The following is a 20355-nucleotide window of genomic DNA, read 5'->3' on the forward strand; positions in this document are numbered from 1 at the left end:
CCTCTGCCGCCTGTCAATAACTTTCATCACGGCATCGACCGGTGAACTTCCCTGGCAGGTATGGCGCGTGCCCGGTCCTTCGGCTGAGAACCCGTGACCGACCACGGCACCGATCGCACGCCCGCCCCGCCCGACCGGGCAGTGCGCGACCGCTCGCCGAGATCCGAGTCGTTGCTGTGACCGGCTCGCCGGCCGGGCGGACGACGCCCCGCCGTACCCGCCCGGACCCGGGGTGAGCCGTCCGTAAACCGCCGTGAGCTGCTTGGCATCTGTGCCTTGAAGGGCCGCTCGCGGGCTGCATCCTTGTCGGCAAGAAGTCCGCGCCGCCGCCGAATCGACTCCCGCAAAATTGGCGAGTACACGCCCATTGTCAGGGGCGTCGCGAGGGGGTTACATGGTCCCCGCACGGTGACGAAAGCGCTTTCTGTCGATCGGGAAACCCCGGTCGACTGCCCCTTTGCTGCCGCTTCGCTGCCCCTTTGCTGCCGCTGGGAGGCTGTATGACACCGCACCGCACCAGACGCTACTCACTCGCTGTCGCCGCGCTCGCCGCGACCGCCTCGCTCGCCGCCGCCACGCTTCCGGCCCAGGCGGCCCGCTCCACAACCGCCCACACTCCGCTGCGAGCCCAGGCCGTGGTGGCGTACGACTTCGGGCACCCGGACCCCGCCGACCCCGGTCGCGAGCAGGACATCGGACGCTCCGGCACCACGCTCAGCCTGATCAACGGCGGTTCCGCGATGCGCGTGGCCGACGAGGCGTACCCGGGTTCTTCGCCCGCCCTGCAGGTGCGCCAGCAGAACCCGGCCACCGCGGGCAACGACGACTGGAAGGCCGGGGCCTGGGACGCCGAGGGCATGTCGTCCCTCGGGGCCTTCCGCAGTGCCCGGGGTGCCACCGTCATGGGCTGGTTCAAGACGACGGGCGACAATCCCGCCCTCAACTCCAACACGGCCAACCCGAGCGACCGCTACAACGCGATCGGGCTGGCCGGCATACTGTCCGGAACCTCTGACGGCCACGCGGTGCGTGCGCTGCTCGAACTCATCCAGGTCAATGGTGAGTTGAAGCTGGTCGCGCTGGGCAGACGCCTGGACAGCGGCGCCTCCCAGACATTCGCTGCCGACGCCCCCTGGCAAGAACTGCTGCCCCGCGGTGAATGGGTCCACCTGGCCGCGACGTTCGACTTCCGCGACGGCACTCTCGCCCTCTACCGCGACGGCAAGCCCCTGGACGGCTTCTACGTCACGCCGGGCGACCCCTGGGAACTCGCCACCACGCCCGCGCCCCACCGCGCCTCGCCAACCGATCCCCGCGGCATCAAGATCGGCGGCAGCTTCCCCCAGAACACCCGGGAGAACAACGCCTGCGACTGCCGCATGGACGACCTCCTGTTCCTGGACCGCCCGGTGCCGGCCGGAGCGGTGGCGGCGGAGTACCAGCGCATGACGCGGGGCCGCTGACCCTCCTCGCCCCCGGATCGTCTTTCCCTTACTTATCACGCCAGCCCGAAGGGACCCGCATGGAGTCACGACGTACATACCGAAGGCACTGGGCGGCCGTGGCCGTCAGTGCAGCCCTCGCCCTGGGCGGCCTCGCCGCGCCTTCCCATGCCGACGAGCCCGCCGCGGCGACAGCCGCCCTGACCGACCCCATTCCGCAGAAGCCCGTCCAGTCCAGGACAGGTCTCGTCCTACAGGAGTTCGCACAGTTCCCCAAGTCTGAACCCGTGCCGGCGCCGACGGATCCGCGCCTGATGCGCCACGCCCGGATCAACACCATCAATGAACTCCCCGACGGCTCCGGCCGGATGGCGACCCCCGACCTCAACGGCACCCTGTATCTCACCGACCCCGGAGCCGCGACGCGCAGCTCCGGGGGCACCCCGCACCCCTACCTGGACGTCAAGGCGGCATTCCCGCACTTCTTCTCGGGCCGCGGTCTCGGTCAGGGCTTCGGGTACGCCGCATTCCACCCGGAGTTCGGAGCGAACGGGCGCTTCTACACCGTCCACACCGAGCTCGCCTCGCAGGCCACCGAGACTCCCGATTACCAGCAGGCCGGCACGCCCACCTATCACGGCATTATCACTGAGTGGACCGCAGACGACCCCTCCGCCGCCGTCTTCCACGGCACCCGTCGCGAGGTGCTGCGTATCGGCTTCACCGGCCAGGTCCACGGCATTCAGCAGATCGACTTCAATCCGACGGCCAAGCCCCACGACGAGGACTACGGTCTTCTCTACCTCGCGGTGGGCGACGGAGGGCAGGGTTTCGGCAACAGCGAGCCGCAGAACCTGACGCTCCCGCACGGCAAACTTCTGCGGATCGACCCCGCGGGCCGTGACAGCGCCAACGGCCGGTACGGCATCCCCGCGTCCAACCCGTTCGTCGGTGAGCCCGGTTCGCTCGGGGAGATCTACGCGATAGGCATGCGGGACCCGCACCGCTTCAGCTGGGACGCGGGCGGCAGCCACCGTATGTATCTCGGCCACATAGGCGAGCACGCCATCGAGTCGGTGTACGAGGTCAAGGCCGGGGACAACTTCGGCTGGAGCGAGCGCGAGGGCGCCTTCGCATTCGACAAGAAGACCACAGACCCCTGTGCCCGCATCCTTCCCCTTCCCGCCGACGACGCCCAGTACGGCTACACCTACCCGGTCGCCGCCTACGACCACGACCCGGGACCTGACTGGAACTGCCGGTCCGATGTGGGCCGCGCCATTGCCGGAGGCTTCGTCTACCGCGGCAAGGATGCGCCGGCGCTGCGTGGAAAGTACATCTTCGGTGACCTCGTGGACGGCCGGATCCTGGCCGCGAACACCCGCGACATGCACCGCGGCGCCGACCTCGCGCCGCTCGAGCAGCTGATGCTGTTCGACAAGTCCGCCGGGAAGACGGTCACCATGCGCGACCTCGCCGGTGACCAACGTGTCGACCTGCGCTTCGGCTCCGACCAGAGCGGCGGCCTGTACATCGTCTCGAAGGCCAACGGCAAGGTCTGGAAGGTGACCGGGACCCGCACCTTCGCCGACTGCGAGATCGGCAACACCCCCACCACCCACACCACCGGGCCCGACAACTGGGCGCCGGTCACCCCGGCAAAGTGGGCGTACACCGAACGCGAGACGATCATGACCGAGCCGGGCGTCGCCCGCCCGGGACCGCGCCGCCCCTTCGAGTACGCCGTCCTGACCGCGGGCCCGCGCTACTCCTCCGTCACCGTCGAGGCGGAGGTGCGGATCGACACCCCCGTCGAGATCACCAACCGTGACGTCATCCTCATCTGGGACTATCAGTCGGACACCCGGTTCCAGTACGCACACCTGTCGAGCGACAACACCATCTACCCGCACAACGGTTTGTTCACAGTCAACGACGCCGACCGGCTGCGCATCGACGATCAGTGGAACGGAACCTACGGCGCACCTCCGGCGATCAAGGACGACGGATGGCACAAGGTGCGCCTCACCCACTGCGCCGACACCGGTGAGACCGCCGTCTACCTGGACGACAGCCGCAACCCGCTGATCACGGCCACCGACCCGGCCTTCGCCTCGGGCCGGGTGGGCTTCGGATCCTTCGACAACGTGGGCCGCGTCCGGCACCTGAAGGTGACAGGCACTCAGGCCGCCGACTGACCCTGCCGGGAGCGGGCCGAGGTCTTCGGCCCGTTCCCGCACCGTCCCTCGCGGCCGCATGGACGTCGAACGCTTGCGCCGAGGGATGACCGGGCACCCGCAAGGGCGCCCCGCAGCTCTGGGCCCGCAGGTGGTCCAGGATGCGCTGGTAGAGGTCGGTGAGCTCGGACCGCTGCTCGGCGCCTTCCGCGGCGTCGTAGGTACAGGCGACCTGGTACATCAGGTCCGTGACCGAGCGCAGCGGGCTTGCCCGGACGAAAGCCCTGAGCTCGGCGGCGATGGCCTGCGGATAGATCGCGCTCTGGCAGGAGTTGATCTCTCTGCCAGGCCCGCTCCGGTCGCTGCGCGGGACGCCGAGATCATGTGTTCATCCCGGGGTTGTGAGCTGCTGTCGGTTTGCTGCGTTGAAGTGCGTTGGAGTGAGCAGGAGTGGGTCCTGTCGGTGGCTTCGCGGGGTGGGAACGGGGGTTCTGGGGCCGAATGGGTGACCTTGGCGGCTGGTGCTCGTTGGACTGGGTAGCAGGTGTCCGGTCTCGTGGGGGGTGTTGTGGTGGGTGGTGTGCGGGAGCTGGCCGCGCCGTTCGTGGTGCCGGGGCCTTGCGGGGTGGCGGTCCGGGACCGTCTCAAGCACCTCACGCCCCGGGACGAGAAGGTTCTGCGTGCGGTCGGTGCGTATCAGGGCGCGCTCGCTTCCCGTGACCTCAGGGCCCGTTGTGCGGATGGTCTGGAGCACAGTGCGGACACCTGGGCGTTGCGTAAGCGGGACCTGACGGCACGGTCGTCGTCGCGGATCGCGGGTGCGATCACCAAGGCCACGCACGATCAGTGGGCGCTGGCGCGGCGTTGTCAGGCGGCGCACATCCGGAGCCTGGAGGCCGGGATCGGGACGCTGCGGCATCGCCTGTCCCTCCCGGTCGGGGAGCCCGGAACGAAGCGGGCGGCGGGTGGCTACCGTTCCAAGGGCGAGTGGTTCCACAAGTCCCGCCGTCTCGCGGCGTTGGAAGCGCGGCATGCTGCCGCGGTCGCCGACTGGCAGGCCGGACGTGTCCGGGTGGTACGCGGCGGCAAACGCCTCCTCAACACCCGCCACCACCTCGCCGACGCCCGCCTCACCAGGGAGCGGTGGCGGGAACGCTGGGAGGCGGAGCGCTGGTTCATCGCCGCCGACGGCGAGTCGGGGAAGCGGTTCGGGAACGAAACGATCCGCGTCACCCCGGACGGCGAGGTCAGCATCAAACTACCCGCCCCGCTCGCCCACCTGGCCAACGCCCCTCACGGCCGGTACACCCTCACCGCCACCGTGACGTTTGCGCACCGCGGCGTGGAGTGGGCCGACCGCATCGCCGCGAACCGGGCCGTCGCCTACCGCATCCACCTCGACGTGGACCGTGGCCGCTGGTACCTCACCGCGTCCTGGCAACGCCCCATCGTCCAGACCATCCCATTGGAGGCCGCCCGGGCCCGGGGCGTGGTCGGCGTGGACACCAACGCCGACCACTTCGCCGCCTACCAGCTCGACCAGCATGGCAATCCGGTCGGCGACCCGCGCCGCTTCGGCTACGACCTGTCCGGCACCACCGCTCATCGCGACGCCCAGATCCGTCACGCCCTGACCCGCCTGATCAACTGGGCCAAGAGTGCCGGTGTTACCGCGATCGGTATCGAAGACCTCGACTTCACGACCGAGAAGACCCGCGAGAAGCACGGCCGCAGGAAACGGTTCCGGCAGCTCATCTCCGGCATCCCGACCGGCAAACTCAAGGCCCTGCTGGTCTCCATGGCCGCCGAACACGGCCTGAGCATTGTCGCGGTCGATCCCGCCTACACCTCGATGTGGGGTGCCCAGCACTGGCAGAAACCACTGGCCACCGAGCACCGCAGAATGTCCCGTCATGATGCCGCCGGTATCGCGATCGGACGACGCGCCCTCGGACACCCGGTCCGGGATGGGGTATCCCCTGCTCGAACGGAGTTGAGAGCTTGGGGAAGGACGGCACCGCCCCCACACGACCGGAGTGATCGTGCGGGGCATCGGACCGCCCAGGCTGGGCCAGGTGCACGGGGGCGTGACGGAACCCGCCCACCCGCAACGGACCACGCCCCCAGAGACGTGCCGCCGAACGGGACGCGAAAGCGGGGACCGAGTGCATCCAACACCGTTCGGGATGCGCCCAGTACACATCAGTGGGTCCAGGACTCACTCCTGCACACTGGCTAGGAACGGTGCGGTGTGCCGGACAGGTCGTATCCATAGCGGATCCAGGCCGTCCGCCAACCGGTGAAGCCGAGGTGGATCTCGCACCATGCGTCGACGTTCCTGCCGCGCCCGAACTCGACTCTCAGCACATCGTCGAGGGGCCGGTCGTTGTGGATCCACACGGCGAAGGTGTCGACGGTCCTCATATAGGCCTGGTCGTCGCCTGGCCGAGAGGTGCTGTGCTTGTAGTGCGTAGGTGCGCGGATGGGGCATCGGTCTTCCGCCGGTTCGGCCGCGGCCGGGGTCGCGGCGCTCGGGAGTCCGGCTGCCGCCGAACCGAGTGCCGCAACGGTCAGCACCTTGCGCGCGGTGAAGCCACGTGGTTGGTCCGGCATCGGTTCTCCGAAGGCTCGGGATGCTCGGGACAGAAGGGGGTAGGGAGCATCAGAGCGACCGAGGGTGGGATGAATCAAGAAGGATTCGCGTACGGGTAAGGATTCGCGTACGGGTCCTCCCACTCGGGTTGGGGGAAGGCGCCGAGGGGGTCGTCGCCCAGGGGCGCGGACTGGCCGGCGCCGGTGACCGGCAGGCGGGTGCCGTCTGTCGCCGGATCACCGTGCTTACGGAACCAGGCATCCAGCTGCCGCCGCAACAGCGCGACCCGGTCGCGGTGTGTCGGCTCGCGGATCAGGTTGACCCGTTCCCCTGGATCGCCGACCAGGTCGTACAACTCGTGCGGGCCGTGCGGGTAGCGGTGCACGTACTTCCATTCGGCCGTCCGGATCATGCGGACCGGGCCGTACTCGTCGTACACCACCACCGGCCGGTCGCCGGCGGCCTCCGCCGTTCCCGTGCCGCGCAGCAGGGAGGCGAAGGAGCGGCCGGGTCCCTGCTCGTAGGGCGCCGGGTCGAGGCCCGCGCACTCCAGCAGGGTCGCGGCGAAGTCGTATGCGGACAGCAGGTCGTGACGCACCTGCCCAGCGGCGATGCGGCCGGGTTGGGAGATGATCGCCGGCACCTTGACGGAGGTGTCGTACATGTTCTGCGGGAACGTGCCGTTGCCTTTGCCCCAGATGCCGTGATGGCCGCAGTTGAAGCCGTTGTCGCTGGAGAACACCACCAGCGTGCTTTCGGTTAGGCCCTGGTCCGCCACCGTGTCGAGGACTCGCCCGATCGCCGAGTCCATGGCGGTGACGGACGCGAAATAGCCGACCAGGGCGGCCCGGACATCGGGTTCCCCTCCGACCGGGACGCCATCGACCAGCGGCTGCCACGGGTGCGGTTCCTCCTGGGGGCAGCTCGCGAACGAGCAGTCGTCGTAGAGGCTCTCGACGTGTGGTGGATGCTGGCCCTTCCAGGGCTTGTGCGGCGCCGTGAAGTGCAGCGAGAGGTAGAACGGTTCGCCATGGTCGGCCTCCGCGCGGACGAAGTCGACGGTGTCGTCGGCGAGCACGTCGGTGAGATAGCCCGCGGCCGGCGCGCGTTCGCCCTCACGGTACATCGGGGCGTCGTGGTACGGGCTGCCGCCGCTCTCGTGGGCGTACCAGTGCACGAAGCCGGGACGCGGCCGGTCGTTGGCTCCGAGGTGCCACTTGCCGGAGAGACCGAGGCGGTAGCCGGCGTCGGCAAGTTCGTCGGTGAACAGCCGTTGCCCCTCCAGGAAGTCCACGCCGCTGCTTCCGGCATGGCCACCGGAGAGCCAGTCGTGCACACCGTGACGCGAGGGCATGTTGCCGGTGAACAGGCTGGCCCGGGCCGGCGAGCAGACGGGGGAGGCGCAGAAGAAGTTCTCCAGCCGGGTGCCGCCGGCAGCCAGTGCGTCGAGCCGTGGCGTACGGATGTCGTCGTTGCCGGCACAACCGAGTGCCCAGTGGCCCTGGTCGTCGCTGAGTATGAGCAGAACGTTGGGCCGTTGCGGATCACGGCTGGCCACGGGCGCCTCCCGGTGTGGATATTCGGCGCTTTCGATGCCGTGATCCCGAGTGGAGAAAGGCACGGAAAGCGCTTACTGGCCGTCAAGCTATGTCCTGATCCTCGGACAGTAAAGGGGTGAACCGTTCCGGGTTCGGTAGAGATCTCAGATGTTGGTTGTGACCTGGGGTTTCGTGGTGCCCAGGTAGTGGTTGGCTTCGTATTCGGCGGGCGGAATATGCCCTCTCTCACCGTGGAGCCGGCTGTGGTTGTACCCAGTCGGTCCACTCGGCGGCGGCCGGCTCGACCTGGGCCAGGGGCCGCCAGGGCCCCTGCGGCTTGATCACTTCGGTCTTGAAGAGGCCGATCGTGGACTCCGTCAGCGCGTTGTTGTATGCATCGCCGACCGAGCCGATCGAAGCGGCGATACCGGCCCTGTCCAGATGCTCGGCCAGCGCGAACGAGGTGTACTGCCCGCGTCCGAGCGACGGATCAGCTCCTTCGCCCCGGGCGGACGGCCTTCCCGGTCGCGCTGCCACAGTCCCATGTCCAATGCGTCCAGGACGAGTTGAGTCTGCTTCGATGTCGATGCCGACCAGCCGACGATGTACACCGGTTCGTACCCGCCACCGCACCCCGTCGATTCTCTTCCGCTGGCTTCGTGCCGGACGTTCCGCCCCTGCCACCGGCAACAACGGATCCAGCACCGACCACTGCTCATTCAAAGGATTCCCACGCCACAACGAGATCATCACGGCATGAGGCGTGGTCAGGAGGCAGTTCTCAGAGGGCTCTACCTTTTTGACTGGGTTGGTCCTCCCACTCGTAAGGTGAGGGCACCCAGGGGAGCCGGGTGTGGCTATCAGAGGGCTGTCGACTCGTGGCTGGAAACGCTTCGCCGCCCGGCTTCCCACGACGACTCGGCCGCCGATTAGGAAGTGCGAACAAGTCGCTGCGTAGAGCAATGCCGGCGAGGTCGTCCGTGGCACGAACAGCACGAACAGCACGAACACGCACGTCAGGAGCATGATGAGCCGGATATGGGCGGGGATCGACAGCGGGAAGGGTCACCATCACGGTCTCGCACTGGATGCCGACGGCAAGACGCTGCTGTCGCGGCGTGTCGCCAACGATGAGCCCGAGCTGCTGAAGCTGATCGGTGACGTCCTCGACCTCGCCGACGGCCACGAGGTCACCTGGGCGATCGACATGACCGGCGGGGAACCCGCGCTGCTGCTGGCCCTGCTGGTCAACCACGGCCAGGAGGTCCTCTACATCCCTGGCCGCCTGGTGAACCGGGCGTCCGACGGTTACTGACTTCGGCGTATTAGGGTCTGTCCGGTCTGTCGAGAGCGAGGCCCGTCCCGGCGAGGAATCCGCCGAGGATGCCGTGCCGGTACTGCAGCGCTTTGAGCCGCCTGCGGAGCAGAGTCTCCAGCTCGCTGAGGGTGCGGGCGGCCAGGTTGGCCAGGCTCCGCTTGATGTGCGCCCACAGGCCCTCGACCGGGTTGAGGTCGGGCGCATACCCGGGCAGCAGGACCACCGTCAGCCAGTCCCGCTCGGCAACGAGTGCCTTCATCGTCTTGGAGATGTGGGTGTTCAGCCGGTCCCACACCACGATCAGCGGGGCCTTGAGCAGTTGGTGGGCGCCATCCAACAGGCGTATGTAGTCCGCCTCGCCCAGCGAGCGACGCTCGCCCTTGCGGCCGGTATGCCGACGCAGCCGGTAGCACAGACGGGCGGGCAGGCCCGGCCGGTAGCACAGCAGACCGGCCACCGAGAGACGTCCCCGGCTACGGCCGGGCACCTTGACCCTCGGGGTGATGCCGCGCCGGCCCCAGGTGCGGCCCTTGGGCGGCCGACCGGTCACGCCCGCTTCGTCCTCGAAGCAGATGAACGCGCCGGTCGCCGCCCGGAGGGTTTTACCTCCTGCCAGGTCGCCTCCCGCCATGCGGTGATCGCGTCCTCGTCGCGTTCGGCGGCGGGCCGGGCGGGCATCTGCACGCTGTAGCCCATGCGGTGCAGCAGCCGAGTGACCCCGGAGACGCTGTAGGAGAGGTGGAACTTCCGCCCGATCAGCGTGCGTACCCGCGCGGCGGTCCACACCTGGTCGTCCGCCCAGCCGTGCGCGGCCGGCCCTCATCAAGCCACATCGCGAGCTTGGTCTGCAGGTGTGGGCCGAGCCGACAGTCGTAGCCGCAGGGGCCTCTGGAACGCAGCGCCTCGCGTCCGCCCGTCCTCCAGGTGCGGCGCCACTGGTAGACCGACTTCTCACTCACCCGTAACTCCCGGGCGATGCACGGGACTTCCACGCCCTCATCGAAGAGGTCAACGGCCCGCATCCGTACCTCTTCCCGGCGCCTGCGCTGCTCGGCGGTCAGCCCGCCCCCGTCCGGATACCGCATACCTCCGGCGTACCAGCCCGGACGGACCCCGTCACCCCTCCCGACACAAATCCAGACCCCGAAACGCCGAAATCAGTACCGCGGCGAGGGCAAGACCGATGCCCGCGACGCCTACGTGATCGCCGACCAGGCCAGGATGCGCCGAGACCTGCGGCCCATCCGCCCCGGAGACGAGGCCGCCCTTGAACTGCGGCTGCTGACCGGCCGCCGCGCAGACCTGGTCGAGGACCGCACCCGCGTGGTGAACCGCCTGCGCGGCACCCTGTTGAGCATGTTCCCGGCCCTGGAACGGGCTCTGGACGTGACCAACACCGGCCCGCTCAAACTGCTGACGGGCTACCAGACTGCGGCCGCGATCCGCCGCGCCGGGGCCGCGCGGCTGACCAGGTGGCTGGCCAACCGCAAGGTCCGAAACGCAAGCTCCCTTGCTGAAACGGCAGTTGAGGCCGCCGAGCGCCAGCACACAGCTGTCCCCGGGGAGAAGACCATCGCGAAGCTGGTCCACACCCTGGCAGAGGAGGTGATGGCCCTCAACGAGCAGATCTCCGAGATGGACAAGCTCATCGAGGGCCGGTTTCGCGAGCACGAACTCGCCGACATCGTCCTGAGCGTCCCGGGCATCGGCGCTGTGCTCGGTGCAGAGTTCGTCGCCGCCGTCGGCGGCAGCCTGGACGACTTCGGCTCCCCGGACGCCCTGGCGGCCTTCGCCGGTGTCGCCCCCGCACCCCGCGACTCGGGCAAGGTCAGCGGCAACCTCCACCGACCGCTCACCTACCACCGACGTCTCCAGCGCGTCTTCTACACCTCCGCACTCGTCAGCGTCCGCTGCGACCCCAACTCCCGGAAGTTCTACGACCGCAAACGCGCCGAGGGGAAGAAACACGTCCAAGCCGTGCTCGCCCTCGCCCGCCGACGCGTCAACGTCATGTGGGCCTTGATCCGTGACCGACGGTGCTACGAGATCACACCCCCAGTGACCACGATCGCTTGACAACAACATTAGGAAGCGTTAAGTCCGTTTCTGGTAGCGGCCGCGTCCGGGTTGCTCGAGGAATCCCTGACGGGCGAGTCGTCCCAGGCGGGAGCGGGTGACGTTGATCGAGGGCTCGTCGGTGGGCAGGCCGAGGTGCTCGTGAAGATCGTGGACGCGGAACACCTTGCCGGGGTGCTCGTTGAACGCGGTCACGATGCGCTGGTAGACGGTGGCGGTGGTGGTCTGCGCGGGGGCCGGTTCGTGGTCGGGTGGGGTGAGGCCGTCGATGACCTTGCGGGTGGCGGTGAGCTCGGCCAGGCGGGCTTCGGTCTCGGCGAGGGCGGTGGTGAGCCGCTCGATCTGCTCGCGCAGGTTGTCGGCTCGTGCGGCGGTCTCATCGTGTTCGGTCTGCAGCAGCCGCAGGAGTTCGCAGACGTTCACGCGGCCAGCTCCACGTTGTCACGCCATGTGGGGGTAGGGGTGGTGAGGCGGCGGAGCATGCCGGCGGTGGAGGCCCAGTAGACGCGGGAGGCCGCGTTGTCGGGCCGGTGGTCGTAGTCGCGGGCGAGGCGCCGGTGCAGCATGAGGGTGCCGTTGACCTGCTCGACCACCCATCGTTTCGGTTGCGGGACGAAGCCTTTGCCCTTGTCGTCGGGGTTGCGGCGGACCACCTCGACGGTGATGTCCTTCACCGCCCCGTGGATGATCACGGCGTCTTTGAAGCCCTGGTCGACGAGGACTTTTTCCAGGCGCATCCCGCATCGTTCGGCCGCCTGGTCCAGCAGGGCGATGCCGGCCTCGTTGTCGTGCGCGCTCGCGGCGAGGATCACCACACCGATGATCAGGCCCAGTACATCGACGGCGAGTCCCCGCTTCCTGCCGGGCGTCTTCTTGTTCGCGTCCAGTCCCGTCGTCTTCTTCGGCACTCCGGCCGCCACGCGGACGGACTGGGTGTCGATGATCACCAGGGACGGGTCCTCTAATCGCCTGGACCGCTCCCGTACCTGGCAGCGCAGGATCTCCTGGATCCGCTGGTCAAGGCCGTCCTCGCGCCACAGGCTGAAGTAGTAGAACACCGCCGACCAGGCCGGGAGGTCGTGCGGCAGGAGACGCCACTGACAGCCCGTCCGGTTCTGGTAGAGCAGCGCGTTCACGACCTCGCGCAGGTCGCAGGAGCCCGGGTCCCCGGTCGCCGACCGCGACACCCGATCCTGCTTCCACGCGGTGACCAGCGGCTCGATCAACGCCCACTGCTCGTCGGACAAGTCGGTTGCGTACGGCATCCGTTCCATGCCCGCGACCCCATCATGCACACGACATGAAGCGAGGGCGGAACCGACCCATCACCCACGAAAGAGCGACACCACATCATCAGGAACGGGACTTAACACCCTCTCAAACATGGTGTAGGCGGGTGCCGGGCAGCCGCTAGTAGTGCTTGGTCAGGTTGGCTGTGGCGGTGCGTGTCTTTCGGGTCGGTGTGGCGTTGATGGAGTGTGACTCCGGACGAGATTGCTGTGGTGCGTGGTGAGTTGGAGGACTTCGCGGCGGAGGTGTTCGAGCCGTTCGCGCGCAACGACCAGCGCCGGTGGGGGCAGGTCTACCTGCGAGGGCTACTGACCGACGGGCGGCGCAAGTCGGTCGAGCCGATGGCCGCCCGGCTCGGCGAGGACGGGAACCGGCAGGCGCTGGCTCACTTCCTCACGACCAGCCCGTGGAATTCGTCCCATATCCGGGCGAAGCTGGCCTGGAAGATGGAAGCGGCTATCCAGCCGACCGCGCTGGTTTTCGACGACACCGGCTTCCTCAAGGACGGCAACGCCTCGGCGTGTGTGTCGCGGCAGTACACCGGAACGGCGGGCAAGGTCACCAACTGCCAGGTGGGCGTCTCGCTGCACCTGACCTCCGACCATGCCTCGGCGGCGGTCGACCGGCGGCTGTTCCTGCCCCAGACCTGGGATCCCGCCTCGCCGAAAGCGGACCCGGACAAGGTCGCCCGCCGCACTGCCTGCGGCATCCCCGAGGACGTCGGGCACGTGGAGAAGTGGCAGCTCGCCCTGGACATGGCCGATGAGGTCCGCTCGTGGGGGATCCAGATGCCGTTGGCCATCGCGGACGCCGGATACGGCGACGCCGCGGCCTTCCGGCTCGGCCTGAACGCCCGCGGCATGCGCTACGTGGTGGGAATCTCCACCACCATGTCGGCCCAGCCGGGCGACACGGTGCCGACGTGCGAGCCGTACTCCGGGACCGGACGGCCGCCGGCGCCGAAGTACCCCACTCCTGCCCGGTCGGTGAAGGAACTGGTCATCGCGGCGGGCCGCAAAGCCGCACGGCCAATTCAGTGGCGGGAGGGCTCCCGGCCCGGCACGGGCCGCTCCGGCCGCCAGCGGATGTACTCCCGCTTCGTTGCCTTGCGGATCCGGCCCGCCGGACGCGAGATCCGCCAGGCCACCGACGGCCCGGAACTGCCCGAGTGCCGGCTGCTGGCCGAGTGGCCGGCCGGCGAGAGCGAGCCGGTCCAGTTCTGGCTGTCCGACCTGCCCGCCGACACCCCGCTGACCACACTGGTCCGGCTCGCCAAGCTCCGCTGGCGCATCGAACACGACTACCGGGAGATGAAGCAGGCCCTGGGCCTGGCCCACTTCGAGGGCCGGACCTGGGGCGGCTGGCACCACCACGTCACCCTCGTCTCCGTCGCCCACGCCTTCTGCACCCTGCAGCGACTGGCCCGGGCCCCAAAAGACGCGGCGCCGGCCTGAGCCTCTACCAGGTCGTCCGCGAGCTACAGACCCTCCTCGCGGTGTGGACCGGCGCCTGCCCCACCTGCCACCGCAACATACCCACCCCGATACCAACCTGACCAAGCACTACTAGGTCATCCGTTCTTTGAGATGCTCAGCGGGAAGGTGGGGGTGCCGACGTTGTTCAGCGTGGTGGTGTTCGCCCTCACGTACGTGTCCAGGTACGGCGAGCGGTCACCCTGGGTCGGCGAGTCGAACCGCGGGTCCTGCACCTCGAGGGCGAGCCGCGCGTCGGAGACCGTGATCGTCTCACCCGAGGGAACGCTCCGCCAGCCGTTTGAGGTGATGGTTCCGATCTGGACCCCCAGCTGGTGCCCTTGCTCGAAGGACCAGTCCGTCGCCTTCAGGGCGAAGGAGGTCGATCCGCTGCTTTCCAGCAGTGCGACGTTCTCGTTGAACATCGTCGCCTTGCCGTCTGGAGCGACGTCCCACAGCCGTGCCCAGACGTTGCCCTGACCCGTGGTCTTCAGCGTGATCTTCGGGCTGCCCGTGATCCGGACCTGCTCAGCGGCGGGCGTGGACCAGGTCCAGTAACTGTTGGCGGGTGCGTCGGTGTTGAGCGCACTCGTGTGGTCAGTCGTCAGCGAGCCGACCTCCGGTGCGTACTCGATGTCCCAGCCCTGAGACTCCGGCGCCGTCATCGGCAGGGCGGCCTTCTGCGTCTTGCCGCCGTCGTCGACGTATTGCCCGGGCGCCAGCCGCACCTTGTACGAATCGTTGGTCACCGGCCAGGTCGGCTGGGCACGCCAGTGGCCGAGGCTGTCCTCGAGGGAGAACGCCGGGTCGATCACCGACGGTCCGATACCGCGGAGGTACTGGTCGTAGAACCGCATCACCTCGTCGAACCAGCCCGCCCGTCCCATCTTGAGCTGGCCCTTGGCATTGGTCTCGTTACCGCGCACGTGTTCCCACTGGCCGATCCAACCGCGTTGCGGACCCTGATGGTTGGCCAGGTACTTCTGCATCTCCTCGGGCTTGGTGTTGTCCTCGATGAAGCCCGACGTGACGAACAGCGGCGTCTGGGATCCGGCGGCGCGGGAGGCAAAATCGCGGGCACGCCAGAACGGCGACTTCGGGTCGGGGTTCTGGGTGTTGGTGAGGTTGCCACTCTCGCACTCGGGGTGGTTCTTCTCGTACCCCGCGTTCGCCTTGTAGTGGTCGCTGTCATCGGCCAGCGGCGCCATCGTCGCGATCGAGTAGTAACTCCGCGGGGTGCTGGTCACGTTGGAACGCGGAACCCCGTTGCTGTACAGGTAGTTGTACCTGTTCCACGTCGGTTCTTGGGAAACGATCGCCCGCAGAGGCTTGAGCTTGAGGGTATTGGCCGCCAGCCCGGTGTTGGCGTCGTACGACTTGCCGTACATGCCGACCTTGCCAGTCGACCACGGCTGGCTTGCTGCCCACTCGACGGCCGCCGTGATGTCAGCCTGCTCCCCCGGACCGAGAAAGTCCAGGCACCCGGTGCTGCCGCCGAAGCCGCGCAGGTCCACCATCACGAAGGTGTATCCACGCTCCATGAGCCGCGCGCCGTCGATGAAATCTTGAAAGCGCGCCGATGGCCCGACCTGGTCCCACCCTGCGGGAGCAGTCTCCCCCGAGTGGGAGAAGTACGGGCCCACCGACAGGATCACTGGCGTTTTCGCATCCCTCGGCAGGTCTGCCGGGCGCAGCACGTCGGCGTGCAGCTCGACCCCGCTGCCGTCCGAGGAAGGGAAGTAGTGCTGCGTCCAGAGCGAACCCTTCGGGACGCGGTCGTTCTCCTCGTGCGTGACGGGGTCGGTCGCGGTGGTCACCACCTCCGACCGGGCCTGCGCTGCGGTGGCGGACCCGGATGTCGCGCCGGGCGCTGCGGCGGCGGATCCGGAGAGCGTGCCGGTCAAGGCGAAGGTGGTGATGACGGCTGAGGCGGCCCAGGCGGCCGGGCGAAGTCTTCTCACTTGCTCCTCCTGGAGTTGTCGGTGCCGGGCGGTGCAGGTGGCGCTGTCGGACAGCGACCCCGGACCCGCCGTCGACGGGTCGACGAGGGGCGGCCGCGCGCAGACGGACGGAATCTGGATTCCGGGTGCGCGCCGGAGCCGACGGCGAGGGAGCCTATGATCATCATTGGTACGCGTCAACAGGGTGGTATGAGCGACGTGTTGCTGGTGTGGTCGCAGATGTCCCGACCGGGGCTGATCGCGGCGGCTCACGGGAGCGCGTAAAGCGACGGGGCCCGGGGTGCGCCCGAGGGCGGGGTCGTCGCATGTGGTCGGTGTCCGACCGGTGTGCGGCCGTCCGGCGCACCCCCCACAGCGCGGACGGCGCTTGCCCGACACGGCACTCGTAGCAGCCGACGCGGGAGCGGCCTGTGCCGGGAAGGTTCATGTCCAAGTTCGCCGACCAACTCGTCCGAGGGCACGTGGTTTTGAAATTCAGCCGGAAGACGCTGCGCCGCATCCTGCGCTCAGGCAAGGTCTCCTGGCAGGTCACAACTACGTGGAAGGTTTCTACCGATCCGGACTTCATCGCCAAGATGCACCGGATCCTCGCGCTGTACGACACCCCGTCGGCCGGGTGATATGCGTCGACGAGTTCGGCCCTCTCAACCTCCAGCCGCGCAAGGGCAGGTCCTGGCGTCCAGTCGGCAAGCACCGCCGGCTGCGGATCACCTACAGCCGATACGGCGGCGTGATGCACATGCTCGCCGCCCTCGACCTGGCCACCGGCGAGATCTACTACAGGATTCGGAAGCGTAAGCGGTGGCGAGAGTTCCTCGGCCTGCTCAAGTCCCTGCGCTCGCGCCGGCCCGGAGAGAAGCTGTACGTCGTCCTGGACAACTTCTCCCCGTACAAGCATGCCGAGGTCCGCAGCTGGGCCGCTGACAACGACGTTGACCTGGACTTCCTGCCCACCTAAGGATCCTGGCTGAACTGGATCGAGTCGGAGTTCGCGGCCTGCGTCCGCCGGCGAAACGCCAGCGCCGAACCGAAGACCAGCTTCGCCCAGGACGCACCCATCCGTCAGTGGACGCAATACCCGGCCCAATCGGCGTGACAAGCGGTTACGCGACGAGCAGGAGCACGCTGATCGCCAGCATCACCACGGCGGTGGTCCCGTGGATGCCGTAAACGGCCGACCTGGGCCCGTTGCTGCGCAGCACGATCAGCGCGTCGCCGACGGGTATACCGGTGGCGGCCAGCATGAACCAGCCCAACAAGTGGGCTGTCGCTCCAGCCATTGACGGCTTCAGCGAACTCGCCGCCCAGCTGCGCCGAGCGCGGCAGGCCGCCCCCCCCGAGCCGGGGCAGGCCCTGCGCGCCGTCTGCCGCGCCTATCTGGAGTTCGCGACCGAGCGGCCTGCCCTGTACCAGGCCATGTTCATCCTGCCCACCGACCTGAAGTTCGCGAGCGCCGAGACACCACCCCCGCTACGGGCCGCTTTCGGCGAGTTCGTCAGCTGCTTCCGCCTGGACAACGAGCGACGCGAACTGTTCGCCGAAGTCACCTGGAGCGCATTGCACGGCATGGCTGTCCTGTCCGGCAGCGGCCGCATCCCCCTGGACGGCCAGGAGGGACGGCTCGATTTCCTCGTCACTCAGATCGCCGGCACCCCAGCGGGCTGACCATGCAACAAAGGGCAATTGAGAGGCCAAGGATCTGAGCCGAGCCACGGGTACTGCAGGGACACATCTGGTTGCGCCCTGCGCGATGCGCAAGGCAGCCGCTTCCTGGTCGCTGGCTACCTCTACGACCTGGCCGGGGTGCGGGCGCGGCCGCTGGGGGGCTGCTGGACCCCCGCTCTGCGCCTACCGCTAGAGTGCGATGCTTGTTCGATTCGCCGCGAAGCGGAGGGGGAGGGGTTGTGAGTGCACAACTGAGAGACACCGCCGGGGAGTTGGCGGAGATCTTGTGGCGGGAACACACCGTGTACCGGGAGCGGTCCGGTGGTGTGGTCATCCGGGGTGAGCATGTACGGCGGTGGATCAGCCTTGCTCCGGCGGGCGGCCGGGACGAGGTCCTCGTTCGCGCGGGGCGCATCCTGGACGGCGGCACCACCGCGCCGGCGCGTTCGGAGGCCGTGGTGCCCCTCTCCGCCGGTACGGGCGTGCTCGCCGCGACCTGCCGTCGCCTGCTCGCCGAGGCGGCGGCCGATGCGGCGCCGGTCGTGCCGGGACGGGCAGCGCCCGGGCGGTCCAATCACTCCGGGAAGGCCGCGCGGCCCAAAGGCAGTCGGAAACACACCGGTTTCGGTTCATGGGTGGTCCTCGCCTGCGTCGCCGGTGTGATCGCCCTGTACGTCTACCTCTGATCTTGGCCAGTGCTCCGTCCTTCAGGGCGGGGGTGAAGGCCATCCTTGGCCCGGAGGCGCAGAGCGCCGGAGTGCTCTGCGCCTTTGGGGTGAGGTCAGACGGGACGCTGCTGGTTTCGATGTACTGCTTGACGACGGTCAGGGGTGCGCTGCCGCAGGATCCGGCAAAGTAGGAGCCGGACCAGAAGTGTCCGCCCCACAGGTATCGGCGGACATGCGCGTTGTACTCCTGGCGGAGCCTGCGGGAACTGACGCCCTTGAGCGAGTTGACCAGTTTGGAGAGCTGCGTCTTCGGCGGGTAGTGCACGAGCAGGTGGACGTGGTCCTGTTCGCCGTTGAACTGTTTCAGCTCGGCCTCGAAGTCTGCGCAGACCTCCCGCATGATCTCTTCGGTGCGGGTCAGCATGGCGTCGGTGAACGCTTCACGCCGGTACTTGTGACAAAAACCAAATGAACATGCAGGTTGTAGACAACATGGCGACCCGTTCTGACATCGGGATGAGGGTTCCAGCGCGGTGACATAAACCAATGCTATGGTCTCGATCGTGAGTCAAGACACCCTGGTAAAGCGGCAGTTCGGGCACCGCGCCCGACTTTCGCTGTCTCCTGCCGGGGTTCGCACTGCGGATGATCAGGCGCACGCGGCCCGCACCATGTGGAATCTTCTCCACGCCTGGTGGCGGATGATGCCGAAGGAAATGCGGACTCTCGGACACGCGGACGCCGCGATCCGACAAGCCCGCGAGGACATCGACTTCCTGGCCGTCCTCCCCGCTCAGGCCGCGCAAGCAGTACTCAAGACGTACTTCCAGGCGTGGAAGAACTGCTGGGAGGGCCGCGCCGACGCCCCGAACTTCAAGGGCCGGTTCCGCACGGTGATGTCCGTGGACATCCCGCAGGGCCGGGACCTGAACATCGTGCGCGTGCACCGCCGCTGGGGCATGGTCAACATTCCCAAGGTGGGCCGGGTCCGCTTCCGGTGGACCAAGGACCTTCCGGTCGGCAAGCGTGCAGGCGCGGAGAACCGGATCACCGGGGCACGGCTGGTCAAGGACGTACTCGGCTGGCACATCGCCTTCCGTGTCCAGACCTTGGAGGTCAAGCCCGAGCCCCACCAGGGGCCGGAAGTCGGCATCGACGTGGGCGTCACCGTGCCCATCGCCCTCTCGGACGGCGAGACGTACGAGCACGGCGAATGGCTGACGGAGAAGGAGAAGGCCAGGCTTCTGCACCTGGAGCGGCGCGCCGCGCAGCGCAAGCAGCACCGCAAGCCCGGCGAGCGCACCAGCCGCCGGCTGCACCGCACCTACGACCAGATCGCAGGACTCCACGCGAAAGCCAAGCGCAGGGCCCTGGACTGGCAGCACCAGACGACCACCGCCATCGCCCGCACATACGGCACCGTCGTGGTCGAAGCACTCACCATCACGAACATGGTCAAGTCGGCCAGGGGAACCATCGAGGAGCCAGGGAAGAACGTCGCCCAGAAGTCCGGGCTGAACCGCTCCATCAGCAAGGAGGCATGGGGCCGCACGGTCACCATGCTGACGTACAAGACCGCCCGGCTCGGCGGCACCCTGCACAAGGTCCCCGCCCCCGGCACCTCCCAACGCTGCTCAGCGTGCGGCTTCACCACGCCCGGCAACCGGGAGAGCCAGGCCGTGTTCGTGTGCAAGAACCCCGACTGCGGCTGGTCGGGCAATGCCGACCACAACGCAGCCCTAAACGTCTTGCACCTGTACCGGACGGGCCTCGCGCTCATCCCGGCTGCCGGGAGGGCAGTCGTCAGACGTGCGAAGCGCGTCAAGCCCGCTGCCGCAAGGTAAGCAGGAATCTCCCGGCTTCAGCCGGGAGAGCACTTCAAAGCACCGCGATGCACGGCTAGGGTCTTTCGTTTGGATCACTCCCGCTGGCCGAGATTGTCGTTGATGATGTCCGTGTGACTAACCGCATCAGCGCTCTGATCTCGGCCTTCGGTGTCCTTGCCGGCATGTTGCTGCTCGTCCTTGCCGTTCTTGAGTACCGCTCCGGGGCACCGCCCCTCTGGATCGGGGCTGGAGCTGTGATCTTCCTCAGCGCTCTGTACACGCTCGTGCGGGACGTGCGGCGGCTCCGTACGGGGCCGACGGCCTGACGA

General features: G+C 68.1%; 21 protein-coding genes and 2 pseudogenes. 12 read left to right on the forward strand and 11 right to left on the reverse strand.

What is annotated here, in order from left to right; all coding sequences use genetic code 11:
• Positions 1–500 precede the first annotated feature (500 nt).
• The 3 genes from OH735_RS36805 (at position 501) to OH735_RS36815 (ending at position 5858) form a co-directional block, all read left to right on the forward strand.
• Complete coding sequence (locus OH735_RS36805; RefSeq protein ID WP_406386102.1) at positions 501–1463, forward strand: hypothetical protein; 963 nt, start codon at positions 501–503, stop codon at positions 1461–1463.
• Between the two features lie 98 nt (positions 1464–1561).
• Positions 1562–3640, forward strand: coding sequence for a PQQ-dependent sugar dehydrogenase (locus OH735_RS36810; protein WP_406386104.1), 2079 nt, complete (start codon positions 1562–1564; stop codon positions 3638–3640).
• A gap of 550 nt (positions 3641–4190) precedes the next feature.
• Positions 4191–5858: an IS200/IS605 family accessory protein TnpB-related protein gene (locus tag OH735_RS36815; protein WP_406386903.1), complete on the forward strand. Its 1668-nt coding sequence runs from the start codon at positions 4191–4193 to the stop codon at positions 5856–5858.
• Here OH735_RS36815 and OH735_RS36820 read toward each other — a convergent pair.
• The 3 genes from OH735_RS36820 to OH735_RS36830 all read right to left on the reverse strand — a co-directional run bounded on the left by OH735_RS36820 (position 5855) and on the right by OH735_RS36830 (position 8287).
• The gene (locus tag OH735_RS36820) at positions 5855–6232 is read right to left on the reverse strand and encodes a chondroitinase family protein (RefSeq protein ID WP_406386105.1); all 378 of its coding nucleotides are present in this window, start codon (positions 6230–6232) and stop codon (positions 5855–5857) included. The two genes, OH735_RS36815 and OH735_RS36820, sit on opposite strands and share 4 nt — an antisense overlap.
• Positions 6233–6306: 74 nt before the next feature.
• The gene (locus OH735_RS36825) at positions 6307–7770 is read right to left on the reverse strand and encodes a sulfatase-like hydrolase/transferase (protein WP_406386107.1); all 1464 of its coding nucleotides are present in this window, start codon (positions 7768–7770) and stop codon (positions 6307–6309) included.
• A 226-nt stretch (positions 7771–7996) separates the two neighbouring features.
• Positions 7997–8287: a hypothetical protein gene (locus OH735_RS36830; RefSeq protein ID WP_406386108.1), complete on the reverse strand. Its 291-nt coding sequence runs from the start codon at positions 8285–8287 to the stop codon at positions 7997–7999.
• Between the two features lie 490 nt (positions 8288–8777).
• Between OH735_RS36830 and OH735_RS36835 the strand changes: the two are divergent.
• Positions 8778–9062 (forward strand): annotated as a pseudogene (locus OH735_RS36835) (transposase); the annotation flags it as partial.
• Positions 9063–9075: 13 nt separating this feature from the next.
• Here OH735_RS36835 and OH735_RS36840 read toward each other — a convergent pair.
• From OH735_RS36840 to OH735_RS36850, 3 genes are read right to left on the reverse strand one after another with little or no spacing between them, the layout of a single operon-like run.
• Positions 9076–9618 (reverse strand): transposase, encoded by a 543-nt coding sequence (locus OH735_RS36840; RefSeq protein WP_406381518.1) that lies wholly within the window; start codon positions 9616–9618, stop codon positions 9076–9078.
• On the reverse strand, positions 9615–9854 hold the full coding sequence (locus OH735_RS36845; protein ID WP_406386110.1) for a winged helix-turn-helix domain-containing protein: 240 nt from the start codon (positions 9852–9854) through the stop codon (positions 9615–9617). Before OH735_RS36845 ends, OH735_RS36840 begins: the two co-directional genes overlap by 4 nt.
• The gene (locus OH735_RS36850) at positions 9824–10153 is read right to left on the reverse strand and encodes a helix-turn-helix domain-containing protein (protein WP_406381521.1); all 330 of its coding nucleotides are present in this window, start codon (positions 10151–10153) and stop codon (positions 9824–9826) included. Before OH735_RS36850 ends, OH735_RS36845 begins: the two co-directional genes overlap by 31 nt.
• Between OH735_RS36850 and OH735_RS36855 the strand changes: the two genes are divergently transcribed.
• Positions 10044–11144 carry an IS110 family transposase gene (locus OH735_RS36855; protein WP_406386112.1) on the forward strand — a complete coding sequence of 367 codons (1101 nt, stop codon included), beginning with the start codon at positions 10044–10046 and terminating at the stop codon, positions 11142–11144. The genes OH735_RS36850 and OH735_RS36855 overlap by 110 nt on opposite strands.
• An 18-nt stretch (positions 11145–11162) precedes the next feature.
• Here the strand turns inward: OH735_RS36855 and OH735_RS36860 are convergent, their stop codons facing one another.
• Together OH735_RS36860 and OH735_RS36865 are read right to left on the reverse strand one after the other, a co-directional pair.
• The gene (locus tag OH735_RS36860; protein ID WP_266910966.1) at positions 11163–11567 is read right to left on the reverse strand and encodes a hypothetical protein; all 405 of its coding nucleotides are present in this window, start codon (positions 11565–11567) and stop codon (positions 11163–11165) included.
• Positions 11564–12418 carry an IS5 family transposase gene (locus tag OH735_RS36865; RefSeq protein ID WP_406381513.1) on the reverse strand — a complete coding sequence of 285 codons (855 nt, stop codon included), beginning with the start codon at positions 12416–12418 and terminating at the stop codon, positions 11564–11566. The genes OH735_RS36860 and OH735_RS36865 overlap by 4 nt, the downstream gene beginning before the upstream one ends.
• A 204-nt stretch (positions 12419–12622) precedes the next feature.
• On the opposite strand from OH735_RS36865, the gene OH735_RS36870 reads away from it, so the two are divergent.
• Positions 12623–13888: an IS701 family transposase gene (locus tag OH735_RS36870; protein ID WP_406386113.1), complete on the forward strand. Its 1266-nt coding sequence runs from the start codon at positions 12623–12625 to the stop codon at positions 13886–13888.
• A 116-nt stretch (positions 13889–14004) separates the two neighbouring features.
• Here OH735_RS36870 and OH735_RS36875 read toward each other — a convergent pair whose 3' ends face one another.
• Positions 14005–15867 carry a CocE/NonD family hydrolase gene (locus OH735_RS36875; RefSeq protein WP_406386114.1) on the reverse strand — a complete coding sequence of 621 codons (1863 nt, stop codon included), beginning with the start codon at positions 15865–15867 and terminating at the stop codon, positions 14005–14007.
• Between the two features lie 425 nt (positions 15868–16292).
• On the opposite strand from OH735_RS36875, the gene OH735_RS36880 reads away from it, so the two are divergent.
• Complete coding sequence (locus tag OH735_RS36880) at positions 16293–16487, forward strand: hypothetical protein (RefSeq protein ID WP_406386115.1); 195 nt, start codon at positions 16293–16295, stop codon at positions 16485–16487.
• Positions 16484–16825: a transposase gene (locus tag OH735_RS36885; protein WP_406386116.1), complete on the forward strand. Its 342-nt coding sequence runs from the start codon at positions 16484–16486 to the stop codon at positions 16823–16825. The genes OH735_RS36880 and OH735_RS36885 overlap by 4 nt, the downstream gene beginning before the upstream one ends.
• A gap of 145 nt (positions 16826–16970) precedes the next feature.
• Here OH735_RS36885 and OH735_RS36890 read toward each other — a convergent pair whose 3' ends face one another.
• Positions 16971–17123, reverse strand: coding sequence for a DUF4267 domain-containing protein (locus OH735_RS36890; protein ID WP_406386117.1), 153 nt, complete (start codon positions 17121–17123; stop codon positions 16971–16973).
• Between OH735_RS36890 and OH735_RS36895 the strand changes: the two genes are divergently transcribed.
• Both OH735_RS36895 and OH735_RS36900 read left to right on the forward strand, forming a co-directional pair.
• Positions 17110–17532: a TetR-like C-terminal domain-containing protein gene (locus OH735_RS36895; protein WP_406386119.1), complete on the forward strand. Its 423-nt coding sequence runs from the start codon at positions 17110–17112 to the stop codon at positions 17530–17532. The genes OH735_RS36890 and OH735_RS36895 overlap by 14 nt on opposite strands.
• 239 nt (positions 17533–17771) lie before the next feature.
• Positions 17772–18218: a hypothetical protein gene (locus OH735_RS36900; protein ID WP_406386121.1), complete on the forward strand. Its 447-nt coding sequence runs from the start codon at positions 17772–17774 to the stop codon at positions 18216–18218.
• Positions 18219–18318: 100 nt separating this feature from the next.
• Here OH735_RS36900 and tnpA read toward each other — a convergent pair.
• Positions 18319–18740: pseudogene (gene tnpA, locus OH735_RS36905) on the reverse strand (IS200/IS605 family transposase); the annotation flags it as partial.
• Between the two features lie 23 nt (positions 18741–18763).
• Between tnpA and OH735_RS36910 the strand changes: the two are divergent.
• Positions 18764–20044 (forward strand): RNA-guided endonuclease InsQ/TnpB family protein, encoded by a 1281-nt coding sequence (locus OH735_RS36910; RefSeq protein WP_406386122.1) that lies wholly within the window; start codon positions 18764–18766, stop codon positions 20042–20044.
• Positions 20045–20157: 113 nt separating this feature from the next.
• On the forward strand, positions 20158–20352 hold the full coding sequence (locus tag OH735_RS36915; RefSeq protein ID WP_406386124.1) for a hypothetical protein: 195 nt from the start codon (positions 20158–20160) through the stop codon (positions 20350–20352).
• Positions 20353–20355: the final 3 nt, after the last annotated feature.

The organism is Streptomyces sp. NBC_01618 (assembly GCF_045209435.1).
GTDB lineage: Bacteria > Actinomycetota > Actinomycetes > Streptomycetales > Streptomycetaceae > Streptomyces.

Coding starts and splice junctions, on each gene's coding strand:
- OH735_RS36805 (WP_406386102.1), top strand. CDS start 501: ATGACACCGCACCGCACCAGACGCTACTCACTCGCTGTCGCCGCGCTC.
- OH735_RS36820 (WP_406386105.1), bottom strand. CDS start 6,232: ATGCCGGACCAACCACGTGGCTTCACCGCGCGCAAGGTGCTGACCGTT.
- OH735_RS36855 (WP_406386112.1), top strand. CDS start 10,044: ATGCACGGGACTTCCACGCCCTCATCGAAGAGGTCAACGGCCCGCATC.
- OH735_RS36850 (WP_406381521.1), bottom strand. CDS start 10,153: ATGCGGTATCCGGACGGGGGCGGGCTGACCGCCGAGCAGCGCAGGCGC.
- OH735_RS36865 (WP_406381513.1), bottom strand. CDS start 12,418: ATGGAACGGATGCCGTACGCAACCGACTTGTCCGACGAGCAGTGGGCG.
- OH735_RS36880 (WP_406386115.1), top strand. CDS start 16,293: ATGTCCAAGTTCGCCGACCAACTCGTCCGAGGGCACGTGGTTTTGAAA.
- OH735_RS36895 (WP_406386119.1), top strand. CDS start 17,110: ATGAACCAGCCCAACAAGTGGGCTGTCGCTCCAGCCATTGACGGCTTC.